Source organism: Marinifilum sp. JC120 (assembly GCA_004923195.1).
GTDB lineage: Bacteria > Desulfobacterota > Desulfovibrionia > Desulfovibrionales > Desulfovibrionaceae > Maridesulfovibrio.
In genome coordinates this window covers 439,965-463,029 of the sequence record RDSB01000001.1, presented here as the reverse complement: position 1 = coordinate 463,029, position 23,065 = coordinate 439,965, and the positions used below count along the sequence as shown (strand labels likewise).

Annotated in this window: 22 protein-coding genes; 9 read left to right on the top strand and 13 right to left on the bottom strand. The window is 47.1% G+C overall.

Features of this window, described 5'->3' with window-relative positions:
- Positions 1–14: 14 nt before the first annotated feature.
- A complete protein-coding gene (locus D0S45_02190) occupies positions 15–1,001 on the bottom strand; it encodes a DUF3089 domain-containing protein (GenBank protein ID TIH20174.1) in 987 nt (328 codons plus the stop codon).
- Between the two features lie 243 nt (positions 1,002–1,244).
- On the opposite strand from D0S45_02190, the gene D0S45_02185 reads away from it, so the two are divergent.
- From D0S45_02185 to D0S45_02170, 4 genes are all read left to right on the top strand, one after another.
- On the top strand, positions 1,245–2,420 hold the full coding sequence (locus tag D0S45_02185; GenBank protein ID TIH20173.1) for an 8-amino-7-oxononanoate synthase: 1,176 nt from the start codon (positions 1,245–1,247) through the stop codon (positions 2,418–2,420).
- A complete protein-coding gene (locus D0S45_02180; GenBank protein TIH20172.1) occupies positions 2,420–3,019 on the top strand; it encodes a hypothetical protein in 600 nt (199 codons plus the stop codon). Before D0S45_02185 ends, D0S45_02180 begins: the two co-directional genes overlap by 1 nt.
- 7 nt (positions 3,020–3,026) lie before the next feature.
- Positions 3,027–3,776 carry a methyltransferase domain-containing protein gene (locus tag D0S45_02175; protein TIH20171.1) on the top strand — a complete coding sequence of 250 codons (750 nt, stop codon included), beginning with the start codon at positions 3,027–3,029 and terminating at the stop codon, positions 3,774–3,776.
- 98 nt (positions 3,777–3,874) lie between these two features.
- Entirely contained in the window at positions 3,875–4,555 is a 681-nt protein-coding gene (locus D0S45_02170; protein ID TIH20170.1) for a CBS domain-containing protein, read from the top strand.
- A gap of 55 nt (positions 4,556–4,610) precedes the next feature.
- On the opposite strand, the gene D0S45_02165 is transcribed toward D0S45_02170, so the two are convergent.
- The gene (locus D0S45_02165) at positions 4,611–5,024 is read right to left on the bottom strand and encodes a hypothetical protein (GenBank protein ID TIH20169.1); all 414 of its coding nucleotides are present in this window, start codon (positions 5,022–5,024) and stop codon (positions 4,611–4,613) included.
- A 32-nt stretch (positions 5,025–5,056) separates the two neighbouring features.
- Positions 5,057–5,293 (bottom strand): hypothetical protein, encoded by a 237-nt coding sequence (locus tag D0S45_02160; GenBank protein ID TIH20168.1) that lies wholly within the window; start codon positions 5,291–5,293, stop codon positions 5,057–5,059.
- Between the two features lie 219 nt (positions 5,294–5,512).
- On the opposite strand from D0S45_02160, the gene D0S45_02155 reads away from it, so the two are divergent.
- Together D0S45_02155 and D0S45_02150 are read left to right on the top strand one after the other, a co-directional pair.
- Positions 5,513–6,667 (top strand): hybrid sensor histidine kinase/response regulator, encoded by a 1,155-nt coding sequence (locus tag D0S45_02155; protein TIH20167.1) that lies wholly within the window; start codon positions 5,513–5,515, stop codon positions 6,665–6,667.
- A gap of 20 nt (positions 6,668–6,687) precedes the next feature.
- The gene (locus D0S45_02150) at positions 6,688–8,259 is read left to right on the top strand and encodes a DUF3369 domain-containing protein (GenBank protein TIH20166.1); all 1,572 of its coding nucleotides are present in this window, start codon (positions 6,688–6,690) and stop codon (positions 8,257–8,259) included.
- Between the two features lie 58 nt (positions 8,260–8,317).
- Here D0S45_02150 and plsY read toward each other — a convergent pair whose 3' ends face one another.
- From plsY to D0S45_02135, 3 genes are all read right to left on the bottom strand, one after another.
- Positions 8,318–8,905, bottom strand: coding sequence for a glycerol-3-phosphate 1-O-acyltransferase (gene plsY, locus D0S45_02145; GenBank protein ID TIH20165.1), 588 nt, complete (start codon positions 8,903–8,905; stop codon positions 8,318–8,320).
- A 204-nt stretch (positions 8,906–9,109) separates the two neighbouring features.
- The gene (locus tag D0S45_02140) at positions 9,110–11,173 is read right to left on the bottom strand and encodes an RNB domain-containing ribonuclease (GenBank protein TIH20164.1); all 2,064 of its coding nucleotides are present in this window, start codon (positions 11,171–11,173) and stop codon (positions 9,110–9,112) included.
- Between the two features lie 304 nt (positions 11,174–11,477).
- Positions 11,478–12,752 (bottom strand): IMP cyclohydrolase, encoded by a 1,275-nt coding sequence (locus D0S45_02135; GenBank protein ID TIH20163.1) that lies wholly within the window; start codon positions 12,750–12,752, stop codon positions 11,478–11,480.
- A 178-nt stretch (positions 12,753–12,930) separates the two neighbouring features.
- Here D0S45_02135 and D0S45_02130 point away from each other — a divergent pair, with 178 nt between their 5' ends.
- Positions 12,931–13,302 (top strand): hypothetical protein, encoded by a 372-nt coding sequence (locus tag D0S45_02130; GenBank protein ID TIH20162.1) that lies wholly within the window; start codon positions 12,931–12,933, stop codon positions 13,300–13,302.
- On the opposite strand, the gene D0S45_02125 is transcribed toward D0S45_02130, so the two are convergent.
- Positions 13,243–14,724 (bottom strand): lytic transglycosylase, encoded by a 1,482-nt coding sequence (locus D0S45_02125; protein TIH20161.1) that lies wholly within the window; start codon positions 14,722–14,724, stop codon positions 13,243–13,245. The genes D0S45_02130 and D0S45_02125 overlap by 60 nt on opposite strands.
- Positions 14,725–14,957: 233 nt before the next feature.
- Here D0S45_02125 and D0S45_02120 point away from each other — a divergent pair, with 233 nt between their 5' ends.
- Entirely contained in the window at positions 14,958–16,238 is a 1,281-nt protein-coding gene (locus D0S45_02120; protein ID TIH20160.1) for an adenylosuccinate synthase, read from the top strand.
- A gap of 74 nt (positions 16,239–16,312) precedes the next feature.
- Here the strand turns inward: D0S45_02120 and D0S45_02115 are convergent, their stop codons facing one another.
- Entirely contained in the window at positions 16,313–16,534 is a 222-nt protein-coding gene (locus D0S45_02115; GenBank protein TIH20159.1) for a hypothetical protein, read from the bottom strand.
- Between D0S45_02115 and D0S45_02110 the strand changes: the two genes are divergently transcribed.
- The gene (locus D0S45_02110) at positions 16,521–17,387 is read left to right on the top strand and encodes a DNA polymerase III subunit delta' (protein TIH20158.1); all 867 of its coding nucleotides are present in this window, start codon (positions 16,521–16,523) and stop codon (positions 17,385–17,387) included. The genes D0S45_02115 and D0S45_02110 overlap by 14 nt on opposite strands.
- Before the next feature lie 9 nt (positions 17,388–17,396).
- On the opposite strand, the gene D0S45_02105 is transcribed toward D0S45_02110, so the two are convergent.
- The 5 genes from D0S45_02105 to D0S45_02085 all read right to left on the bottom strand — a co-directional run bounded on the left by D0S45_02105 (position 17,397) and on the right by D0S45_02085 (position 22,937).
- Entirely contained in the window at positions 17,397–18,881 is a 1,485-nt protein-coding gene (locus tag D0S45_02105; protein ID TIH20157.1) for a peptidase S41, read from the bottom strand.
- 704 nt (positions 18,882–19,585) lie between these two features.
- Entirely contained in the window at positions 19,586–20,596 is a 1,011-nt protein-coding gene (locus D0S45_02100; protein TIH20156.1) for an alpha-hydroxy-acid oxidizing protein, read from the bottom strand.
- Positions 20,597–20,615: 19 nt separating this feature from the next.
- Positions 20,616–21,413 (bottom strand): sulfite exporter TauE/SafE family protein, encoded by a 798-nt coding sequence (locus D0S45_02095; protein ID TIH20155.1) that lies wholly within the window; start codon positions 21,411–21,413, stop codon positions 20,616–20,618.
- A gap of 28 nt (positions 21,414–21,441) precedes the next feature.
- Positions 21,442–22,140 (bottom strand): FadR family transcriptional regulator, encoded by a 699-nt coding sequence (locus tag D0S45_02090; GenBank protein ID TIH20154.1) that lies wholly within the window; start codon positions 22,138–22,140, stop codon positions 21,442–21,444.
- A gap of 146 nt (positions 22,141–22,286) precedes the next feature.
- Positions 22,287–22,937 carry a succinate dehydrogenase/fumarate reductase cytochrome b subunit gene (locus tag D0S45_02085; GenBank protein ID TIH20153.1) on the bottom strand — a complete coding sequence of 217 codons (651 nt, stop codon included), beginning with the start codon at positions 22,935–22,937 and terminating at the stop codon, positions 22,287–22,289.
- Positions 22,938–23,065 lie beyond the last annotated feature (128 nt).

Below are 23,065 nucleotides of genomic sequence, written 5' to 3'. Positions count from 1 at the left end.
CAACCCCGATTTTGTTATTTGTGTTTATTCAGATAAGCATCGCAGCGTTGTTTTACGTTTTTCTGCACGTTGTAGAAAAAGAAGTCATAATCATAGCGGTGGTAGACTTCCTTACCTAGAGACATGTTTAGTTGTTCCAATATTTCCGGTTTAGGAGTGGGGACTTCCAGTGCGCCATTTTCATTGATACGGGCGGCAGTGAAGTTTTTGATAAGGAGATTTTTACTGGGATTGATGAAAATTTTAGCTTTTATGTTCATGGATGCCGGAAATTCTTTTGTCTCGGTATTCCATGAGAGCGGATTAACGCAGCGCGCGCCTTCTTGGATTGTGGGAGATATTCCGCCGGGACCGATGGTGTTCCAAGTGATCAGGCATCCGGTCTGGTCCGGTTTTTCGCTCAGTTTGAATTTAAGGTCGCTGAGGTCCTTATCTGTAAATGTCCAGCCGGGCATGTAGGCTGCAACCAGTTTGTTCCTGTCCAGCAGTTTCGGATTTTTGCGCAGCAGAGTCAGCAGAACTTTTGAACCCTGACTGTGGCTGGCCAGAATAAAGGGCCGACCATTGTTTAGGTTGTTGAGGTAATATTTGAAGGCTGCTTCAATATCTGAAACCGGAGTTTTTAGATAAGTCTGCAACCGCTGATCTTCCATTTGTAATACTTCGATATTCATCTGCCGGTATCGGGGAGCAAAAACATTACACGAATCAGCAAAAGCGGCAGTGATCCACTGCACGGTATCCCGGTCAGTGACTTCATTGAGTTCCTGATCGTTCAGATCGGCTATGAAATGTCCGTTTGCCGGAGGTCCGTAAGTTGTGGGATGTACGAAAAAAACATCGATTTTATGAGTAATATTATTATCTTTAATGGACCAGGATTTATCTTGGGCGTAGTCGGGTGCATCCGGCAAAGGGGTGGTGTTTTTGGTGTTGCAGGCACATATAATGAAGCTTATGCTTAGTAAAATAGCGTAGCTGGCAATTTTCTTTAATCTCATTTGCTTTCTCCGGGTTGCATTTATGATTATGTGAATTGGTTATAGACTTAATCCTGTTGCTGTCAACGAAGTATGTTGATTTTTCGGAGTCTGTGTATGGAAATAAGGCCAATAAACACGGGCTGTGAGGCATAAAATTATTTTAGCTGAAAAACATGGTTGCTATTCTGGCCCATGGGCTTTATTTTTTCCGTTCACCATTTGGAAATTCCCGTTTATTTTTGACTGCCGGATTTTATTTCTATGACCCCAAAGAGTTTTTATCGCCGTATTGAGGGTGAATTGGCTGAACTTGAAAGTAGTTCCCTGCTTAGAAGTGTTCCCGATGTTGATTGCGGGGCAGAGAAGGAACTTGTTTTCAAGGACAGGAAGCTGCTCAACCTTGCTTCCAATGACTATCTCGGACTTGCTAATGACGAACTTCTTGCGCGTTCTGCAATCAAGGCTGTGGAGCAATATGGTTGCGGTTCGGCTGCTTCGCGGCTTGTAACCGGTAATTTCCGTCTTTACGATGAGTTGGAACGGGAACTTGCTGCTTTCAAGGAGCAGGAAGAGTCCATGCTTTTTACTTCCGGCTATGCAGCTAATCTTGCCATCATGGACAGCTTTGCCACTCGCCGCACAATTGTTTTTTCCGATAAGCTTAACCATGCCAGTATATTGGATGGTATTAGGATGTCCGGGGCGCGTCAGGTGCGTTATCGCCACAATGACATAGACCATCTCACCAAAAGGATGGAAGCTGCTAAGGATGTTGAAGAAAAAATTTTGATTACAGATACTATTTTCAGCATGGATGGCGATCTGGCATATTTGGAAGAAATTGTCGATCTTTGCGATTTTTACGATACCATGCTTGTGGTGGATGAGGCCCACGCTGAAGGTGTTTTTGGGGCAGGGAAGGGCGTTGCCCACGAACGAGGGCTTGCCAAGCGAATTGATTTGCACATGGGAGCCTTTTCCAAAGGTTTCGGTTCCCTCGGAGGGGCTGTTTCCGGGCGTAAGGAACTTATCTCTTACCTGCGAAACAAAGGGCGTTCCTTTGTTTTTAGCACAGCCTTGCCTCCGGCGGTTATCGGTGCGAATCTCGCCGCTCTGCGGCTCGTTGTTGCTGATCCGTCACGGGGAGAGAAATTGCTGCGCATGAGTCGTGAGCTAAAGGTTTATCTTGAATCGTGTGGATTTGATTGTGGGCAGTCTGAAAGTCAGATTATCCCGGTGATTCTGGGTGATAATGAAAGAGCTCTTGCCGCACGCGATAAGTTGATTGCAAAGGGACTTTATACGGCCGCCATCAGGCCACCCACCGTGCCGGAAGGGACGGCCCGTTTGCGTCTTTCCCTGCGTGCTGATCTGACTGAAATTGATCTGCAAAAAATAAAGGCCGCTTTTGCCGGGCTGAAGGCGGAACTGGAATAATGAACATAGTTTTTGTGGGCGGATGGGCTACCTCTGCGCAACAATATCCCGCATTGGCGAAGTCTGCGCGTTTTTTAGTGCCTTTCACCGGATTTGAACCAAGGGAGCTACCTGATCTGGTTAAGGATGGAGGCGATATTCTGGTGGGCTGGTCCACCGGGGCGCACATGCTTTTGAAGGATTGTTGCCATTTATTCGAATTATATGACAAGGTTCTCTTGATAGCTCCGTTTTTATCGTTTACCGACTCTTTTCCTGCAAGGTTGGTCCGGGGGATGATTGCCGGGATGGAAAATGATCCTGCTGCTGTTGTCAGTTCCTTTCATGAAAATTGCGCAGAGCCGCAGCCGCCTGATTATGATCCGGCAGACCATGGCTCTTTGGTTGCCGGGCTTGAATATCTCATAGATTCAAATATCGAGCCGGATGGAAAAATGATTTTGCCCAATTGTACTGTGCTTTACGGTTCTCGTGACCGCATCGTCCGGCGTAAGGCTTTTGATAAATTTGCCGCAGTTGTCGAGGAAGCAGATATTTTGAATATTGAGGGCGGACATAAAATTTCAGAATCGCAATTAATGAGCATTCTCAGGGGATAGTAATCAAGTGAAAAATAGGATTCGTCAGTGTTTCGGTAAGGCTGCCGCAAGTTACAGCAAGGCCGCATCCGTGCAGCGTATCGTTGCCGGGAATTGTGCTGCCCTTTGCTCGGAAGCTGAATTTGGCAATGTTTTGGACATAGGTTCAGGCGTTGGTTTTTTGCATGATGAACTACGCGAACGCATTACTTACGATAAGTATCTTTCCCTTGATTTGGTGCGGCCTATGCTGATGGAGCAAAAAGGTTCCGGGGCTTTGCTTGTGGCAGCGGATGGCGAAGAGCTTCCTTTTGCGGCCGAGAGTTTTGATCTTTTGGTCAGTTCTTCGGCTATGCAATGGTATGTCGACCCGGAAAAATCCATTCCACGCAGTTTTGAGGTTTTAAAGTCCGGTGGAAAGTTTGCCATTGCTATTTTCGCATACGGCACCCTTTGTGAGCTTGCTCAAGTGAGCGCAAAGACTGGATTCGGTTCAGTAAAGGAACTGAAGACATGTTCTTTTTACCGAGAGTTATTTAATAGTATAGCAGGACTTAAGGTGGATTACGCAAGTGAGGAGCATGAGGTGTTCTTCCCTTCCGTAAAACACTTCCTGAAGAAGCATAAGATGACCGGTGCCGTCGCCTCTAGCGAGAACCTCTCGTGGGGACGGGAGAAATACCGTCGGTTTGTTGAAGAGTATGAAAATTTATACAGGGGAGAATCAGGCATAAAAGCCAGTTACAGGGTTTTTCTTGCTTATGGTGAGAAATTGTAGCTAGCCGGATAGTGGAGAACGGCAGTTTCCCTTTGACTTTTTTGCCGATCAATACGAACTTCTTCGTAAGATTAATGATGAGATTCAGGAGTGAATAAATGCTAGTAGGGGATTGGATGACTGAAGAGGTGTTGACCCTCATGTCGGGTGCACCCATAATTGACGCCATGGAAATGATGCGTGATGCCGGAATCAGACAGATTCCGGTAACAGAGGCTTCCGGCCTTGTGGTTGGTATTGTTTCCGACAGGGACGTGCGTGACGCAATGCCTTCCAAGTTTTTGCCCGGAGATAATACATCTGGAAAAGGTGACGGATTAATGGGCCTCAAAATCAAGGACATTATGACCCATGATCCCTATATAGTTTCCCCGGATACCTGCATGGAAGTTGCGGCTGAACTGCTTCTGGAGAAGAAGATCGGCGGTCTGCCTGTTGTGGATGAGTTCGGTCTTGTCGGGATTGTTACTGAAGTTGATATTTACCGTTTCTTGACTACGGTGACAGGTGTCAGCAAAGGAAGCTCCCAGTTTGCCTTTGTGCTTGAAGATACAGTTTCCGCCCTTGAAGATTTGTTGAGTGATCTTTGGGCAAGGGGAGTAAGGCTTTCCACTGTTTTTACTTCTTATGAAGGGGTAGAGCAGGGATCTCGCCGTGTTTTTGTCTGGGTGCAGAAGCTTGATGACGATATTGTGGAAGCATTGGTCATGCATCTGAAAAAGGCATACGACCTCAAGTATCATGTACATCGAGGCGAGACTTATAAGACTGAATTTTAATTTTTTTGTACTGCTAAAGAGAACCGCACTGGGACACCGGTGCGGTTTTTTGTTTTTAAAGTAACTTCAGCTTTTTAGCTTCTTCGTAAAGTTCTACCGAGACCATATTCAAGGTCAAAAGCGCAGCAATTACATCAATGTTTTTTTCCGTGGCATATATTTCAGCGGATAGGAACTGTGCTTCGCTCAATATTCCTCTATGAACCAACCAGCCTTTAAGATCTTCGGGTTCTTCTTTGGGTTTTGCCGCTGCTTCGGTTTTAATTCCTGCTTTTAAAAAAGTTTTTAAATCATCAAGTCTACGGGAAAGCTCTTTGCGTTTGCCACGTAGGTCTTGCTGTTTTTCAAGCAGTTTTTTTTCTTTTTCTGCCAGAGCTTGGTTCTTGAGATCAAAGTTGTCGTTGATCGTTTTGCAGGCAACTATTGTGGCTATTGTTCCAAATAAGACAAATATAATGGAAAAAGTCATGATTATGATATCTTGTGGTGTTGTCTTGGCTGTTAAGACTCTTCTGGGTCTATGTCCAGTTCATCAATTTTTTTTTCAGTCTCAGCCACTTCTTTCTCAATTAAACTGATTTCAGAGCGTATTTTGTCCATAGATTTTTCCATGTGTTGCTCTTTCAGTTCATATGCTTTTATTCGCTGGGCATATTTTGCACCTTGTGCAGCGTATGCTGAATAAATAATGAAGGCAAAAATGATGAGTGCAATTGATGCAACAAGCAGTTCCGTCATTTCAATTCATCCCTGTGTGTGTATATTGTGGGAACCTTAGTTTATATATCTTTCATGTTCAAGGGGAAATAGCTATCTGTTTAAAATAATGTGTAATGTGCAAGGCTGGACTAAATAATTAATCGATTGAGGCCAAAATACAGTTTAACTTTTTTATTAACTGAGGTAATATCCTGATAGGATTGTTCAATTATATTTGTTTTTTTGGCGAGGGCTTGCATGCATAATGATGATCTGTTTGCAGATGATGAATTGCTTTTTTCCGGTGAGGATTCGGAGGAATCCGCGGTTCGCAAGGTTGAACCGTGGATGGTGCTTGTTGTTGATGATGAGCCGGACGTCCATTCTATGACCAGAATGGTTCTTGGGGATTTTGTGTTCGAGGGGCGTCCTCTGGAGTTTGTCAGTGCTTATTCAGGAGAGGAATCAATAAATATTCTCAAAGCTAATCCTGATTTTGCAGTGGTCCTTCTCGATGTAGTAATGGAGACCAATACTGCGGGGCTTGATGTTGCTCACAGAATCAGGAATGAATATAATAATCAGTTTATCAGAATTATTCTCAGGACGGGGCAGCCTGGGTTTGCACCGGAACATAAAGTTATTACCGAGCTGGACATTAATGATTACTGGCAGAAGGCAGAGCTTACTTCAAGAAGGTTAACCACTTCTATGACTACGGCTCTTCGTTCCTATCGGGATCTGCGCAAGATAGAACTCAATCGCGAAAGCCTTGCTCAGATGGCCAAGTCCGTAGCCCATCAGATTCGTAACCGGACCATGACTATCAATGGTTTTGCAAATCTTGCTTCCCGCAAGTTGGGGCCGGATTCCGAGGCTGCACAGTATCTTGAAACTATTTCCCATGAAACAGCACGGCTGGAAGACATTGTGAACAGTGTTTCTTCTTTTGCGGCTATTGACCGTTGTGACCATTGCAGTGCAGATATGAAAGAGGTTGCAGAAAAGGCGATGAAGCTTTGCCGCGAATATGCGGAAGTGCTTGGAAAGGATGTTCAGTTCACCACTGATTTTAAAGAGCTGAAAGTGGACTCCCGGCCGGACCTGCTTTCCAAAGTCATAGTTGAGCTTGTGAATAATGCTATTGTTTTTGCTGATGCCCAGAAGCCTCGTGTCAGCGTTGAGATCATGGTAGAAGGAAATGTTTGCAAACTGGTTGTTTCCGATAATGGCTCATGCATTTCTGACGAGGACTTACCTTATATTTTTGATCCATTTTTTACGACCAAACCAGAAGCTGTAGGAATGGGGCTAAGCATTGTAAATCGAATTATCAGTGGCTATAATTGGAGTATGGATGTTTCCTGTTCGGGCGAAGGTGGAGCTGTTTTTACGTTAGTGATTTCCCAGTGATATTCAAGTGAGGTCAGGTTATGGTAGATAGTTCTAATCCTGTTGATAATGATGAGCTTTTCTTTGCCGATGAGACTCCCGAAGAAGTCGGGGGAAGAAAAGGTAAGAACTGGAAGATACTTATCGTTGATGATGAAGATGATGTACATAGCACAACCCGTCTTGTTCTTGATGATTTTGCATTTGAAGGTGCCGGGCTGGAGTTTTTAAGTGCGTATTCAGCGGAAGAAGCCGTTTCTGTTTTGAAAGATAATCCTGATATTGCAGTGATTCTTCTTGATGTCGTCATGGAAACAAACCACGCCGGACTGGAACTGGTGAAGACTATCCGTGAAGGAATGAATAATTCCATGGTGCGCATCATCCTGCGCACTGGGCAGCCGGGACAGGCTCCGGAACGTCAGGTTATTATTGAATATGATATTAATGATTATAAACATAAGGCGGAGCTGACCGCCCAGCGTCTATTTACGTCCGTTCTTTCAGCGTTGCGATCCTACCGGGATCTTCAGGTTATTGAGCAGAATCGCAAGGGCTTGAAACATATTATTGAAGCTTCTGGAAGTCTTTTTAAACAGCAGTCAGTGGGGCGGCTTGCGCAGGGAGTGCTGACGCAGGTCATCTCACTTATCGGTTTGCGCGATTCGGTTTACCTAGAAGGGGATGGTGTTGCCGTTTCCAGTCCGGATAAGGAAAGTATGAGAATTATTGCTTCCACCGGTAAGTATGCAACTTGTAATTCTTCAATTGAAGATTGTCCTGTGCTGTCTCAACAGACTAGGGAGCAATTAGAAAAGGTTCGTGCAAAAGGGTGTGGTAGTTTCGCGAACAATGACTATATAGGTTATCTGCCTACCCATCAGATGGGCTCACATCTTCTTTATGTGGAAAATTGCGGTGATGAATTCAGTGAGCAGGATGAGGATTTGCTAAAAATTTTCTCGGATAACGTAGGTGTTGCCTTTGACAATATTTATCTTAATCAGGAAATTTTGGATACGCAGAAAGAGATTGTACGCATGCTTGGCGAGGTTGTGGAATTTCGCTCCAAGGAAACAGCTTTTCATGTAATTCGCGTTTCGGAAATTGCCCGTATTCTGGGAATGGCTGTAGGACTTGATCCGGTTAAGGTCGATGAACTTTACTATGCATCTCCCATGCACGATGTCGGCAAAATCGGTATTCCGGATTCAATCCTGCTCAAGCCGGGCAAATTGAGTGATGATGAAATGGCAATTATGCGCAGTCACACCGAGATCGGATATAATATCCTTCGGGCCAGCAACCGCAAACTGCTTAAAGCGGCTGCAACCATTGCCCATGAGCATCACGAGTACTGGGATGGCTCTGGGTATCCGCAGGGCTTGAAGGGGGATGAAATCAGCATCGCCGGACGCATAATATGTATTACCGATGTTTTTGATGCGCTGTGCAGCGACCGTGTTTATAAGCAGTCCTGGGAAGTTGATCGGGCATTGGAATTTCTTAAGTCAAAAAAAGAAACCATGTTCGACCCTGACCTGGTGGATCTTTTCTTTGAAAATCTTGATAAGATAATGGAGATCAGGGAAAAGTATAAAGATGATTTCTAAAAAAAAGGGGAGCTTAGAAGCTCCCCTTTTTTTAGTGTATATCTAGTAATTTGCGTGGTTATTTTTTCTTTTTCCAGGAATTTTCTTCGCCCTTAGCCAGACGTCGGATGTTTTCCCGGTGGGTCCAGAAAAGGAGCAGGGTCATGCCACAGGCCAGTGGAACGATACCGATTGATCCGGTTACCAGTGTGAAAAAGGGCAGGGCCACGGCAAAAGTGAGCGAACCCATGGAAACGAATCCGGAAAGGAGTATTACGGCCAGCAGTACTACGATGGAATAGAGTGTTGCTGCCGGGGCAAGAGCCAGAAATACACCGATGGTGGTGGCTACAGCTTTGCCGCCTTTCATATCCATGAAGATGGAGAATACATGTCCGATAACGGCTGCTGCGGCTACAAGTGAAATAAAAATCCAGTTATGGCTGTACTGATAGGCCATAAGCACAGGGATGAAGCCTTTGGCTACATCAAGAAGCAGGGCGGCCACACCGTATTTGAATCCACAGAGACGGGCCACATTAGTGGCTCCGGTGCTTTTGCTGCCTTCTGTGCGGATGTCCATGTTGTAGCAAATCTTGCCAATAAAAAGTCCGAAGGGAATAGATCCCAGAAAATAGGCGAAAACCAGCCAGAATATCCAGAGCATGTGCTAACTCCTTTAAGTCGTTTTCGTTACAGGTCTGCCGGGTTAATTTCCCGCTGCTTTCCCCTTTGCGGGATGGTCCGGGGTGCCTGTATGTTTCCTTGATGACGGCATTTAAAGTCTTACGTGACCTTAAAAACCGAAATCTCATTATGCTGATTCCCGTAAAAATAACAACCGGAAATCAGCATCTCCTCTCCTTGAAAATTATTCTTCCATTGCTTCCACAACCCGAAGTTCATTGGTCAGTGGGTCGATTTTATTGAAGCGTATTTGAAAGCCCTGACCGGGATAGAGCTTGTCACCCAGCATAGGTTTGGGGACTCGTACGTTGATCTGGATTTCAGGCATGGCCAGTGTGGCAAGAGGACCGTTGTCATCCACCACAACTGCATGGTGCCAGCCTTTTCTGTTCTGGGCCAGATAGAGCAGTTTCCAGTAACGCGGCCTAAATCTCTGAATTTTGATGACCGACTGCAAACGTAGTTGCAGATTGTTAGCAATGGATTCCAGGTCTTCCGCATCCCATTTGGGTTGTTCTTCAACAAGATAATGGCAAAGCTGTGCCATGTTGAGGAAGTCCGCGTAACGGCGCAGTGGCGAAGTTATGGGGCTGTACCCGGTTACTGCCAGTGTCGCGTGTTTTTTGGGAGTGGTGTCCATCTGCGGGGGAACCATCTGACGCACCCGCATATAAATTTCGTGCGGTTCGGTAATGATTCCGCTTAGATCTGAGGGCAGGGCAATGTCCTGCGTACGGTAAAGTAAGGGAAAACCATTTTCCTCGGCGAATTTCCCCAGTCCAGAGTTGGCGAGGATCATGAATTCGCTGATGATCTGGTCCGCGCGGGTAGTCTTCTCTTTGGAAGACATTATTACTTTGGTTTGTTGCGGCCAGTTTTCAAGAGAAAGTTCCGGTTCCGGTCTGCGGATGACAATTGCACCGTGTTTGATACGTTCCTGAAGCAGTTTTTCGGAAAGTTCAAAGGCAAGGGCCATTTCATCATCGCTACCTTCTTCAAGCATCTGCTCAACAGCGAGGTAGGTGGAGTTGTCTGTTATTTTCACCCAGCCGTTGTGGGGAGTTACAGACTGTAAAATTCCATGCGCATCCAGTTCAAAAGTAGTGATCAAAGCCGGGCGAACTTCCCCGGCAAAAAGACTGAATGCCCCGATGCCGAGAGCTTCGGGCATCATATGGCTTGTTCCCTCGGGGAGGTACACGCTTGTCCCGCGGTTCATAACCGCCTGATCCAGATCGGAGCCGAAGTCCCAGCCCATGCAAGGGCGGGCAAGGGCGATGGTCAGAGTGTAACCGCCGTCTTCTTTCTTTTTGAGATTGAAGGCGTCATCAATATCTTTTGTGGTAGCAGAGTCGATGCTGCGCATGGGCAGGGGGCAGGGATCAACTGCTTTTGTTTCGACTGCTTTGACCAGTCTGTCAATTTCGTCGCCATGTTTGGCAGACCAGCTGTCGTCAAAAGCGTAATCTGCTTCATCCAGCAGATAGTTGTGGTGAGGATGTACTATTCCCCAACCTTGAGCCAGCAGCAGCGGCAGATGGGGATGGTCGGGCAGTCCCTTACGCAGTGCGGACCACATTTTGTTTGATTTGTCTTCATTCAGTCCGGAAACCCTGTCCATGAGAAAAGATTTAAGCCCTTCAGCGATTTCATCGGACATAGCCGGAATCTGGTCCGGCCTGATTTTTCCGCCGGATTCACGGGCGGTCCAGATTTTTTTGAAAAGATCCTGACCTACACTCATTATTTCTTCGTGAGCTTTTTCTTCTGCCTGTTGTTTCAGGCGGAGATCTACTTTTTCCTGAGTGTAGATGATAAATTCAGGCGGCTGAAATTTAAAGTGGGTCTTGGCCGCGATCATGGCCCGTCCGAGAGCGGAAATCTGGTCAGTATCAGGTTTTTCCCAGAGAAGTCCTGCGAACCAGTTCAGGGGTGCTTTTTCAAGCTCACCCTGAGCTAAATCCCAGATTTCCATGGTATCAAGACTGGCTTGAAGTTCGCCCCGTTTTTCCTGATGGGTGACCATGTAGTCCAGCATTTCCTGACGGGATGCCGTAGCGGAATATTGCGGCCCAACCCAAGGAAGTACCCGTGCTGCGGGCATCTTGGTTTCGCGCTTATTGATGGTGTATAGTTTGAGCTTTCCGGATTGCTCTTCCATGACAAAGGCTAGCTGAGGCTGGTTGCCGTGCATGAATTCCACAATATTTCCGGGCGCTACGTAGCGTCCTTCCTTGAATAGGGACATGTAAATCCTTCCGGGAACTGCTGTGTTTGCTTGTACAGTAAACGTTTCCCGCACTCCGCCTGTTCGCAATCAGGTGGAAGAAATGTTCTAACTTGTAAGTCGTAAAAAAAATAAACCCCGAGCGTCTGAAAAGACATCCGGGAATTCTTAACATAAATGTTTAACTATTGAAATGGCAGGCCTAAGCTAAAATCAATTTGAGATTCGAAGCGGCGAAGCCTAATAAAAGTTTTTGGGATTCTTAAACCCTTTTTACAAAAAGGGTTTAAGGCCCCCGGCAGGGCCGCCGGGGGCCTTCTTGGTCTTAATGCTTAAAAGATCTTTGACCGGTAAAGACCATGGCAACCTGCGGTGAGGCTTCGTTGGTAGCCTGAATCACTTCGTGGTCGCGAATGGAACCGCCGGGCTGGGCGATGGCGGTGATGCCCTGCGCCATGCACAGGTCTACGCCGTCACGGAAGGGGAAGAAGCCGTCAGAAACCAGCACGGAACCTTTGAGTCCGCCCTTTGCTTCAACTGCGGCCTGTTCGATCTCAGCGAGATCCTTGGCAGCCTGCTCGTCTTTGAGGGCTTTAAGTTTCAGTTCGAAAAGGGACATCTGGAATTTTTCAAAGCAGAGTCCGTCAGCGAACTTAATGCGTGCTTTGGTCACAGCCAGTTCTACGCAACCGACGCGGTCCTGCTCACCGGTACCGATGGCAGTGGTCACACCGTCTTTGGCGAAAATTACGGAGTTAGAGGTCACACCTGCTTCAACAGCCCATGCGAAGAGCATGTCATCTGTTTCCTGCTTGGAAGGAGCACGGGAAGAAAAGCTGGAGCCATCTTTCTCCGCGGTGGCGGGGATGAAATCTTCAGCATCGAGGATGCGGTTGCGGAAAGAGAACTGCACAACCATGCCGCCGTCCATGAGAGATTTTACATCAAGAAAAGGCTGACCGAGCATTTTTTCCAGATCGGCAATGCCGGGAATCTGAAGAATGCGCAGGTTCTTGCGTTTCTTGAGTACTTCAAGGGTTCCCTCTTCAAAGGAAGGAGCTGCAACAACTTCAAAATATGCTTTGTCGACAACTTCAGCCGCTTCCATTGTGAAAGGACGGTTGACTACGATGGCTCCGCCGAAAGCGGCAATACGGTCAGCCTGAAAAGCGTTGTGCAGAGCTACGCCTACGCCTTCTTCAGACCAAGCCGCGCCGCAGGGGTTGTTATGCTTAAGGATAACAGCCGCAGGCTTGGCGGTGAGGTATTGCAGGATGTTCAGAGCGTTATCTACATCGGTCAGGTTGGTTTTTCCGGGATGCTTGCCTGCCTGAATCATATGTTCTTCGGTGAGTGCGGAAACAAGTCCCTGCCCTTCGCCGCGAAATTTGATGCCGTCATATTCAAGTCCGCCGGAAACCAGCTCATAAAGGGCTGCGGGCTGATCCGGGTTTTCGCCGTAACGAAGCCCTTTGGTTTCGCCGTCGATTTCCCAGGTCCTTTTTTTGAAGGTCAGTTTCTGGTCGCCGAGGGTAACGGTCATGTCAGCGGGAAAAGGGTCCTGCTGCAAGGTTTTGTACATCTTTTTAAGATCACTCATTGTTGTTCTCCGTGAATTGTTGCCTTGTGGTAAGCCGCTCATAGCACACCCTTTTCCGACGGGCAATTTTGAATTGCGGTCCCGGCAATCTTTTTGTAGGCTGATTTTGATCAAGTGCGCGGAAAAAAGTTTAATTTTTCCCATGAGATTCAGTTATAGCACTTAATTGGGAGAATATATGTCAGAAGGTTATATGGAAAAGGCTCTGTTGAAATTGGCAAAACAGCTCAACGCCTATGATGAGGCATCTCTTACAGAGTTATGGAATAAGTACGAAGCTGAAGTTTCCAATTTTGAGCCCACCCGTAAATGGGAAGAGGCCGCAGTCGTATTCGGAATGATACAGGCCGTACGGCTTAAAAACCAGCTTTTTAATTATCATTGGGCCCAGACTGCCGGGCCGGAATCCATGTCACCGCGCCCGGATTTTATTCCCGGAAAGGGTGAGGATGATCTGTTTGGTTCAAAACCGGGCAAAAGTTCCGGTGGCTCAGCGGGCGGTAGCAAGGGGAGCAAGGTAATCAGACTCCAGCCCCGGAAGGATAGCTAATCCATTCATGATGTAATAATAGTAGCGAATGCTATCAACATAATCCACGGCTTCATACCCACGTGTGTAGCCGTGTTTTGTTTTGGAATGATATTTAGTGCGGGTCAGCAGTGGAAATACTTGTTTGAGGGAACGCCATGTGCCCGGATGTCTGCTCGTATACTTGGCAATATCAATGGCATCGTAAACATGCCCTAAGCCTTGGTTGTAGGCCGCAAGGGTAAACAGCCAGCGATCCCAGCCTTCGACGTCCCGGCTTTCCAGCTTGTTCCAGATAAATCTTAGATAGCGGGCTCCGCCGTTAATTGCCTGCTGCGGGTCCAGCCTGCTGGTCAGCCCAAGAAGCTGGGCCGTGTCGTTAGTGAGCTGCATCAGGCCGCGAACCCCTGTCTTGCTGCGTGCAAGAGGGTCAAAACGAGACTCCTGATACATTACAGCAGTGAGCAGCAGCGGATCTATTTCGTATTTTTTTGCGGCCTTGAGGATGTAATTGTGATAGCGGGGCAGTTTTTCACGAATATCCTTACGCAGAGAATAAAGATCATAAAAGTCTGTTTCTTCCGGGATGAAACCGAAATATTTTTCCTGTAAGTTTTCAATGGTGCCGTTGGTGGTTACCAGATGCCAGTAGTCTTCGGTTTTTTGGCCAAGCCCATGCACGTCTTTGCGCAGGTACCATCTATATTCCAGCTCATCTCCGAAATGATCGGTGATCCTGAGTTTATGCAGGAATGGCCTGATGGGCTTGAATGCTCCTGACTCCACCAGATGGAAACGCATTGTTTTATTGTTATTGTATTGCAGCAGTGGTTCCAGATGGGTGGCGTCATTGCCGCCGATCATGGTTGGCAGACAGTCTAATTGTTCGCTAAGGTTGCTGAAAGTTTTTACCAATCCTGAATGGGCGGGTACAAAAACGTCCTGATCGCAAAGTTCAAAAGGAGTGCGCAGTTCAAATCTGCGGATGTGGTGCAACATTGCCGCAGGGTTCTTTTCATAAACCGGACCTTTAAACAGCGGGGTTGTGGTTGCCTGCAAGTCAGGGTTGTATCCGGTGGCCAACATGATGTCGGCCCGTCCTTTGGTCAGAGCTTCAAAGGCTTCATCATGGGTAGAATAGGCCTTGATATCAAGGTCGGTGTCAATGAATTCTATGAATTCATCTACAAGCTCACGTTCAAAGCCCGGACCCCATGGAGATAGTTTGGGAAAAACTCGTTCAATGTCCACTGCGGCAACACGGATCGTGTCAGGCAGGGGAATTATGTATTTTACTGAATAAATGTAATAAAAAAGGAAGAATAACGCCAAGTACACAACAATATTGATAATATGTTGTGAAAAAAGTATCAAAATACCCGTTTTTGGGTCATTTAATTTGCTTTGATGTATTGACATTTCCCCTAAAGATTTTTTACGCATTAAAACCCGTCTGCCGTGCTTAGTACTGACATACCTCCGTTAAAGGAAGTATTAAAAGCAGGTAAGCAGATCGTCTTGGGCGGCCTTAACGGATTTAAATTTATGAGCGACAGGCCCGTTCCTGTCGAATATACGTCAGACGTAGTGCCGCTATCAAGTAATCAAATTACAGCAAGAATTCCATGCCTTAAGTCAAGTGCATGCGGAAATACTGTAGAAGGAGCACATTAGTAATGGCTAATACCGTAATCGTGGGAACCCAGTGGGGGGACGAAGGCAAGGGCAAGATCGTTGATATGCTCGCCGAACAAGCAGGTGCGATTGTACGTTTCCAAGGCGGAAACAACGCCGGTCACACACTTGTTGTGGAAGGAGAGCAGTGTATCCTGCATCTCATCCCGTCCGGGGTTCTCCATCAAGGTAAAAAGTGCCTCATTGGTAACGGGGTAGTACTCGACCCTGAGGTTTTTCTCAAGGAGATTGACGGACTCGCCGAAAAGGGCGTGGACGTTTCACCTGAGCGCTTGATGATCAGTAAGAAGACACAGATTATTATGTCTTACCACAGATTGATGGACAATTGCCGCGAATCCCTCAAATCCGCTGATAACAAGATCGGAACCACCGGTCGCGGTATCGGTCCCTGTTACGAAGATAAAATGAACCGTTGCGGCATTCGTGCCGCCGATCTTGCTGATCCTGAACTGCTGCGCGAAAAAATCGTGGCCGGACTTCAGGAAAAGAACGTTCTTTTTGAAAAACTTTTCAATGTTGAAGCTCTTGATGCTGAAAAGGTATATCAGGAAATGCTGCCCATCGCAGAAAGGATAATTCCTTATCTCGCCGATGTTTCATCCATTATTCAGGATGTAAACAAGGAAGGCAAGGACGTGCTTTTCGAAGGCGCACAGGGCGTGCATCTCGATATCGATCACGGAACATATCCTTTTGTTACTTCTTCCAACGTTGTTTCCGGCAACGCTGCTGCCGGGTCCGGTTGTGGTCCTCGTCAGTTGGAACGGATCATCGGTATTTGCAAGGCATACACCACTCGTGTTGGTGCCGGTCCTTTTGCTACCGAACTGTTCGACAAAATCGGCGAAACCTTACAGAAGAACGGTCATGAGTTTGGTGCAACCACCGGACGTAAACGTCGCTGCGGCTGGTTGGACATGGTTGTTCTGCGCGAAACCGCAAGACTCTGCGATCTTACCGAGTTCGCATTGACCAAGTTGGACGTTCTTTCCGGTCTTGAAGAAATTAAAATCTGCGTTGCTTACGAGTATCGCGGTGAAAAAGTTGATTATCCCCCGCAGGAACAGAACGGCATGGCTCACGTCAAGCCCGTTTATGAATCCATGCCCGGTTGGGAAGAAGATATCACTAAAGCTTCCAGCTATGATGAGCTGCCCGAAGCTGCGCGCAACTACATTGCACGCATTGAAGAACTCTCCGGCGTAAAAGTCGGCATAGTCTCTGTCGGTCCCGACCGCGCTCAGACTATTGTAAGATAGTGCCTCCGGCGGCTGGGGAAGGGAAACTTTTGGGAAAAGTTTCCCTTCCCCAGACCCCTTCCCTTCAAAACTTTTCATTGGGTCTTCGACTCAGGGGATGTTTTGAAGTACGGGCTATTGAACTTTTCTTTCCCACGTAATATTTTGCGTGGGATTTGTTTTTTTGAAGCTAGTGCGTTTTTTAGATTAAAAGACGCGAAGCCTAATAGAAGTTTTTGAAGTGTCCAGAGAAACTTTTTACAAAAAGTTTCTTTGGCCCTCGGAGAGCCGCCGGAGGCATTTATGTTTGCATCCATAAAAGAAACTGCATCAAGACAAAATTTGGTTCTGCCAAGGTTAGCTAAATTGGCGCAGAAGCCTCCGCAGTGCTTGTTGATCGAAGGCGGCAGTGCAGAAGAGCGTATGGACATGGCCCGTTACTGGGCTTGCGTGCTGAACTGCGAAAACGGTCAGGACCCTTGTGGAAATTGTCAGTCCTGCCATCAGATTGCAGATAATGCTTTTAATGATTTTTTACTCATCGATCGTGAAGAAAATGATAGCGGCACCGGACTGAAACAAGATATTTCCGTAGATTCTATTCGTGAACTTCTCCCGGTCTGGGGTCAACCTCCCCATGGCGGAGGAACCCGTGTGACCGTGGTCCGTGAAGCGCAACACCTTAACGGCAATTCAGCTAACGCGCTGCTCAAGACACTTGAAGAACCTCGCCCCGGTAACGTTTTTGTACTCACCGCACCGCAGCGTGAACGGCTGCTTGAAACCCTTGTTTCGCGAAGCTGGGTGATTACCCTTGCATGGCCTACAGACCAGCAGAATTCCCCGGCAGTGGCTGAATGGGTCAATGCCATGGTCCATTTCTGGCGTTCCGGTCAGGGCTGGTTTGCGCGTACTTCCGCAAAAGGCGCGCTGGATAAAGAAATGGGCTTGCAAGTGGTCATGGGATGCCAGCGGGAACTCAAAAACGCGCTCCTTAATCCCCAATCTACTTCCGCAGCCAATGCCCTTTCAGGTTTGTTCGATCCCAAAGGCCTCCGCAGGCTCGATCTTGTGCTCGGTAAGGCGCAAGAATCCCTCAACTACAATGTAAACCCGCCGCTGGTGCTGGACTGGGTTTGCACTGCCGCCATGCCTAAGAAGAGGCGGTAGGAGGCGAGCCTACAATGAGTTCAAAAAACTCACCGCATAGGCCAGTTCTGTGTCTACTCCATTGGCGTAATCTATCATGCGGGCAGATGTTTTTGGCACTCGAACGTCAGGAGTAATTCCGCCAATTCCATTTTTACTATCTAGCTGAATCACTTTATTTACGTCCAGTGATTGCCCGTTGGGAAAAGTGATTGTGTAGCCGAGGGGCATTTTAGCTTCTCCCCCGGTCATTCCGAATGATCCGTTTGTTCCGTAAAAGCTTACAATGTATCCATTATCCAGATTTTGGATGGTCATTGCTACACCTTCAGCAGAGCTGGTGCTGTCCGGGTTTACTATGCCAACTACAGGCCCTGTGAATTGAAGGGATTGCGGAGTTATATTTAATGATATTCCCCAGCCGATTATGTATGAATCATCATGGCTTGGTAGGAGTATTTCCCGCTGTTCATTGTATGCATTGTAAATGTTTTGGTATTCGTAAAATGTCCTTTCGGAATAAAAATAACCTGAAATTTTGGCAGCAAGATCATCTGATCCACCGCCATTCGCCCGAAGGTCGATAATAATTCCCGGAACATTTCTTTCGGTCAGGAATTCCATTGCCTCTTTAAACTTATCAAAGAGTTGATCAAAAGAAATATCGTCGCTTTCCAGCGTGCCTAATTGGATATAGCCGTACCCGCTGGCAAGTACTTCATATTTGATAGGGTCGGCTTCATCCACTCGATCCCAGAGTTTTGTCTTGAATTTAACTTCTCCACCGTCATCTGCGGCAGCTAGTAATGGAGTTACAAATGGTCCAGTTCCGTCAGCCTTAAAGTATGTGATGGTAATGTTGGTGCCGACAGGGTCCAGAGCAAGAGCTCTGTATTGTTCGAGAATGGTGTGTTCATTTGTTGCGATAGAAGCCGGGTTGGGCCGCCATAATGTAGATGCCTGCGATACGGCTGTGGCAATGGGTACGCCATTCCAATGAGTTATTTCGGCGCCGACATCTATTCCGGCGGTATTGGCTGGTCCTCCGGCTTTAACAAAGTTAGCTATAACTTTCCCATTATCTAAACCGATAATTCCGAGTCCGTAAGTTCCTTTCGTATTTGTCGTAATACCATTAAAAGTCGTAGGGTTCCATGTGACATGTCCGTCAGGAATTGATCTGGTGTATTCAAGAAGAGCGGAGGTGTAATCATCAGCATTTACTGCTGCTTCTGCCGCAACTACCTTCGGACGGATAGTGTTATCAAGCGCGTTCCAATCAATGTTTTTCCAGTTACTAAAGGCGTATTGCTTTTGCATTAGTGCATGCAAAGAATCATATGCCTGCGTCCAGCTCATTCCACTATAATCAGCAGCTTCAGTTTGTACAAAAGGATGATGTCCGGGGGATGTGCCGCAACCGGTGTTTCCATTAAAGATGAAGATACAAATTAGCGCGAAAGCTAATACAGCGTATCTTTTTGTAAAATATGTTTTTTTGAAATAGTCTAACATTAATATCCTGACTGAATCCATGTGTCTGTTCATGTAAAAGTGAGTTTGTGTAGCACCTAATGAATGTAAATGGAACTTATATTGTGTCGGTCAGGATGTTTGGTGGTGGGCAAAAGAAAACCCCGGGTGGAACATGCGTTCCGCCCGGGGGCTTTAAAACTTGTTTTACAGATTGATTGGAACAGTGTCCTAACCACATGTTAGCGGTTTGCTTTTAGTATTACCTAAATTACGCGTTTCAACCAAGATTAGCGGTTGTTTTGATGTTATCTACTACGCGTCTAAACCGATTTAATGGTTGGTTACAAAGTTAAACTTAATCCGTTTTGCCTTAGAAGAGGGGGTCCGTTTTCGCATTTGCCGGAATAACCGGCGATTTCCAATCTCTCCGTGGGCCCGTTGGAGGTCTTAAAAGAACTCTCGCGGTAGGCTCCCCTCGAATTGAGTCTCGCTTAGAGACTCGCTTTTAGAAAGTGACATCAAGTCGATTTCACTCCCATCTTTGAGGGTTGGTTGCAAGTTGCGTTTGGAACAACTACCTCTGCCTTTGATTAAAAGATAACTCTGCTAAAGCAGTACGTCAATACCTAAAATATATTTTTTGCGTTACTCGCAAGAAATCAAACAAATTTAACCTGATGAACGGACAAAAAAAGCGAGGTAAAGCTTCATTTGAAGTTTTTACCTCGTTGGGTATCGGTCCATTAGCGGTACAAAACTCGTATATCCACGAAGCTTGCCTTTTCAGTTCCGGTGAGAACCATGGCGGCGGTAAGTTCGGATTTGAGTTGGTCGATGTATTTTTCTACGCCTTCCTGCAAGCCGCCCATAGTGGCGATAGAGAAGGGACGTCCGATCATGACCGCGTCCGCGCCAAGGGCCAGCATTTTGAGTACATCGCTTCCGGTGCGTACGCCGCCGTCAACCATTACGCAGCACTGTCCGGCCACTGCACGGGATATTTCAAAGAGTACCTCCGCTGTGCCGGGGCAGGAGTCGAGCACGCGCCCGCCGTGGTTGGAAACAACAATTCCCTTGGCTCCGGCATCAATGGCCATGCGTGCTTCGTCCGGGGTCATGATGCCCTTGAGGATGAAGTCGGCATTAACTGATTCGATGATTTCGCGCAATTTACGCATGCATTTGGGGGTTACCGGGCGGCCCATTTTTTTAAGGGTGATCAACCCGGCGGCATCAATATCTATGCCGATGATTTTGCATCCGGTTTCTTCGGCTTTCTGGAGTTTTTCGTTTAGTTCTTTGTCTTCCCAAGGTTTGATGAAGGGAATTCCGTGTCCTGCAACATCTTTAATCGCTGCAAATCCGCTTTCATGGATAAAGGGCGGTACGCCGTCTCCGGTGCAGCCGATGATGCCTTTGTCCTTACAACCTTTGAGTTTGTTGCTGACGTAGTCAAGTTCGCTGATCTTGCCGCCCATGTTGAATTCAACTCCGCCGATGGGAGCAGCGATAACCGGGATATCAAGCTTGATGCCCATGATATTGACCGAAGTGTCCGGTTCGCTGAATTCATGGATGGTGCGCATGTTTAGCTTCAGCTCTTCAAGGGCTTTTACATTGTTTTTAAAGCTTGCCGCAGTACCAAGGCCACCCATGCCGGGGACTTCGCCCACGCAAGCCTTGCCGTTACAGACAGGGCATACTTTGCAGTAGCCTTTCATCAAATCACGTGCATTGTCGCGTACTTCTTTCATGTGGATTCTCCTTAAAATACTAAAAAATAGTAATTAACATACGGGTTGCTACGATAATAAGCAGCACTGCGAAAATCTTTTTGAGCTTGTCGACGGGCAGGCTGTGGGCCAAGCGCACACCGATAGGCGCAGTCAGCATACTTGCTGAAACAATCCCGATCAAGGCGGGCAGGTAAATATAGCCGAAGCAGTATGGGGGCAGTCCTTCTACTCCCAGTCCGGTCCACACATATCCGGCGGTCCCAGCTAATGCGATGGGCAGTCCGATGGCCGCAGCTGTGCCGATGGCTGTATGGATGACGATGTTGCACATAGTCAGGAATGGTACGGAAAGGGTTCCGCCACCGATACCTACAAGACTGGAAAATATTCCTATCACGCTACCGGCGGTAAACATTCCTTTGGAGCCGGGAACTTGCCGTGAAGCCTTGGGCTTAAGTCCGAAGAGCATCTGCGAGGCCACGTAGTAGAGGAAGATTACGAAGACAGCCTTCAAAAAATTGGTATTCATGAATGATGTGGATAGAGAACCGAGAAATGTACCTACGATAATTCCGGGTGTGATAGTCTTAAAAATATCCCAGCGTACGGCCCCGCGTTTATTGTGTGAACGCATGCTGGAGATGGAAGTGAAAATGATACTTGCAAGGGAGGTTCCCAATGCGATGTGCATTAAGTGAATTTCCGGGATACCCAGCGGGGGCAGGGTGAAGACGAGAATAGGCACAATGACCAGTCCGCCGCCGATGCCGAGCAGTCCGGCCAGAATTCCGGCAAAAATACCAAGTACAACGAAAATCAGTAAGGTAGAAAACATCAGTTCCTCCTCTACTTTTAGCTACAGGTTATTCAGATTGATTACGGCCTGTTGCCGTTTCTTCGACTTCTGCTATGTGCTTGCGCATGGTCTTGCGGGCCATTGCCGGGTCGCGGTTTTCAAATGCTTCGAGGATTTTGAAATGTGCAGTGATTGAAGCTTGCTGTCTTGCGGGCGGTTGCAGAATTTCGCTACGGCTTTCTTCCATGATCTGCTCAAGGGCCTGCATCATTTCCGGGAAAATTGAGTTCCCGGTGGCCTTGGCAATTTCAAGGTGCAGCAGGGCATCAAGGTCGCTGCTGTTTTTGCCGCTCTGGGATTTCATCTGTTGGTCGCAGACGATCAATTTTAAGCGGTTGAGTGTTTCATCATCCATTGAAGCGGCTGCCAGCGCGGCTATTTCCGGCTCAATCACTCTCCTGAATTGGAAAATGTCGCTTATTCTTTTTTTCTGGTCGCTGAAAGCAGTGGTGAATGCGTCAAAAATGTCAGCATCCATGTCTGCAAGGATGTAGGTTCCATCTCCCCGGCGACTTTCAACCAGATTTTTTTGGGCAAGCGATTTAATCGCCTCACGTATCGAACTTCTGGAAACCTTGAATCTTTCAGCTAAGGTCCTTTCTGCGGGTAGCTTGTCACCTTTCTTGAGATTGCCCGATTCAATCAGCTCGGCAATCTGCCGGGCCACTGACTGGTGCACTGTTTTAGCTGGATTTGTTGAATCCATGATAGGTCCTACCAATTTGTGTTATTGAACAATTGGTCTGACCAATAGCATTGATTGGAAAATCAAGCAATGGAAAGCTGAACATAAAAAAGCCGTCTACTTCATCAAAGTAGACGGCTTTTCCGCAAAGGGTTGCAGCTGTAAATCTATGTACTGAGGGTCATAAAACGGGCCAGAGTGGCCAGACCGATGCAGATGAAGAATACGGCCAGACCAGTGGCGAATTTGTTCAGCCCACCGCGCTGGTAATCCTTGATGAAGCCCCACTTAACTGCAATTCTGTAGAGGCCTGCAACAACGTGCATAACCACCAGCGGAGCCAGTACAAGGTAAAAGAAAATCCAAGGGCCGGACTGGATACGCTCAGCAGAGCGGGCCGCTGTAATGGGCAGGTCGCTCAGCACAGCCCACATGTGAATAGCCCCCATGACAAGAATCAGCATAGCGGAAACCACCTGCACAATCCAAAGCCATGTATCACGATGTTTGAGCATTTTTGCATGTTTCCAGATGGTTTTCTGGCCTTCAAGTCTGAAGGGAATCTTGCGTGCTGCAAGGTAGAAATGAAAAAGGAAGAGCAGGAAAAGAAGAGGGCCGCCGATCTGGGCCATGTAGTTTTCCTCGTAAGTATGAGCAATGGTGTCCATGATTGATGGACTGAAAATCACACTTGAAACAAGACTCATATGCATAAATACAAAAATGATAAGAGCCACCCCTGAAAACATCTGGAGCCAGTCCAGAATAGCGTCACTCTTGCCCCGCTTGACAGGAGCGACCGTAGAGTTGAAAGACATCAGCACCTCCGTTTAATAATTGAAATAAAATACCTCGCAACCGGTATTTTCCGCGCCGCAGATAATGTCCCTCCCCTGTTGTTTTGTCAATCAACTTAAACATTCATAGTTGTAGATAACATCTTGTA